The 2,039-nt window shown below is 48.8% G+C and carries 1 protein-coding gene and 1 pseudogene; both read left to right on the top strand.

Going from position 1 to position 2,039, the window contains the following annotated elements:
• Nucleotides 1-268, top strand: a pseudogene (locus tag LDK53_RS22755) (type VI secretion system tip protein VgrG); the annotation flags it as partial.
• Nucleotides 269-271: 3 nt separating this feature from the next.
• Nucleotides 272-1,894, top strand: coding sequence for a lipase family alpha/beta hydrolase (locus LDK53_RS22750; protein WP_225288146.1), 1,623 nt, complete (start codon nt 272-274; stop codon nt 1,892-1,894).
• Nucleotides 1,895-2,039 lie beyond the last annotated feature (145 nt).

Below are 2,039 nucleotides of genomic sequence, written 5' to 3'. Positions count from 1 at the left end.
CAAAATCATCGAGCGCGGGGCGGTGTGGCAGAAGTTTGGTGGACAGAGTTTTAGTCAGGCGGTCCAGAAGTGGGAAAGCAGCGAATTTGAAATGGGGCCTGAAGTGCTGTGGCCCTATTCTGAGACACCCGTAGCGGGTCAGAAAATCAGCCTGACGCACAGCGATGGTACCGTGCAGGAGTTAATGACCTCGGCATCCGGCCGTGGGGAAAAGCAAAACCTGATGGACCCTGCATTGTTGCAAATAAACCTGAAGGATGAGGACTAACCGATGATTGAAGCCACTGACAGCAATAGTGTCCTGCTGGGGTACGACAGGTTTGGTCATCCCCTCTATAAGGTTATTGCCACGCCGAAAGACAAGGAGCAATGGCTCAAACTTTATAAGATGCCGGACAGAGTCATCCCGGTTGTATTTTTACCGGGGGTGATGGGGAGTAATTTGATGAGTCCAGACGATGGCAAACCGGTCTGGACCGTCAATGGTAATACAAGCATGTTACCCTGGATTGGAAGGGGGCCAGCGAAAAGGAAAAAATTATTGGATCCCACCAAAACTGTGGTTGATCCCAGCGGAAAAATCGAGACCGAAAGTCCGGAAGAGCGGCTGTTATTTTCATCTCGCAGGGAGAGAGGCTGGGGGGAAGTGGGGGCGATGAGCTATGGCACTTTTCTCCCCTGGCTCCAGGAAGCGTTGAACGATAACCAGACAATGTTAACAAATAAGACTAGCAAAAATGGTCGCCTGACCTTGCGTGAGAGGCTGCTGGATAAAGCATTGGGGGCCGAAACGGGCGAGAGTCCATTGACCACGGAGGAAGTGGCTCTAAGCTATCAGTACCTCTTTCCAGTGCATGCAGTGGGTTATAACTGGCTACAGTCAAATGTGGATTCAGCTAAAATGTTGGCCAAGCGTATTGAAAAGATTATTAGCGATTACAAAGCCAGCGGACGCAAATGCGAAAGGGTGATCCTGGTAACCCATTCAATGGGAGGGCTGGTTGCCCGTTACTATTCGGAATTGTTGGACGGAGATTTCGGACAGAAAAATATCCTGGGTATTGTACACGGGGTGATGCCGGACCGCGGTTCCCCGATGGCCTATAAACGGATGAAAGCGGGTGAGGCAGGAATAACCGGTTTAGTCATTGGTAGTAATGGCGCTGAAATGACCGCCGTGCTGGCGCAAGCGCCGGGGCCTTTGCAACTACTACCTGGCAAGGGATACAAGATGGGATGGTTTCACGTTGAGGGTCTTCAGCAGCCTTTACCCCAGACAGATCCTTACACGGAAATTTACACCCAGCGATCGGCGTGGTGGGGATTATGTGAGGAACACTTTATTAATCCTGAAAATAAAAACGGGGATAAGATATTGCTGGAACAAGATTGGAAACGTTTCAAAAATATTATTAACAATCATGTTAGTACGTTTATAGAGAAACTTAATGGGCATTACCATGAAAATACCTATGCCTTTTATGGAAATGATGGGAAGAATTACCCCTCTTATGCTGAACTGCACTGGAAGGACGTAAGCGGAAAATATACTCCTGAAGCCTACCGCTCGCTGGTCAGCGAACAGGGGGAAATCTTCTACCCGGCGGACAAATTTAACCAGACCATCCGCTTTGCTACGCTGGAAACACCGGACCAGGGTTATGTTACCCGTAAATATGAATTATTGCCCCCAGCTGAAGACGGCGACGGCACTGTACCGGTCAGAGCCGCAGTGATCAATTCTCCGAAGTTAAAAGCCCAGCTCGGTGTGGGCGTTGACCACGAGGGGGCCTACAAATCTGACAACACCATGGATGCGCGCTGGTTTACTCTTCGCTCAATTATAAGAATTGCACAGCGGGTTAAAAATACGGGGCTTGCTTATCATGAATAAGATAAAACAAAAAGCAATGTTCCTGGTCGCCTTCATTGTAGCGGGATATGGATTGTATCAATATTTTCGCCCTTATGACCCCTCGCCACAAACACTAACGTCATCACAGCAGGTAGCCATGAACAAGATAAACGCTGAAATGAAA

The organism is Enterobacter sp. K16B, assembly GCF_020216105.1.
In the GTDB taxonomy this organism is placed as follows: domain Bacteria; phylum Pseudomonadota; class Gammaproteobacteria; order Enterobacterales; family Enterobacteriaceae; genus Enterobacter; species Enterobacter sichuanensis.
The sequence above is the reverse complement of the archived record's forward strand: the minus strand, read 5'-3'. Positions and strand labels throughout refer to the sequence as shown.

Bases quoted from the DNA above. Each gene is read 5' to 3' on its own strand.
- LDK53_RS22750 (WP_225288146.1), top strand. From the start codon at position 272: ATGATTGAAGCCACTGACAGCAATAGTGTCCTGCTGGGGTACGACAGG.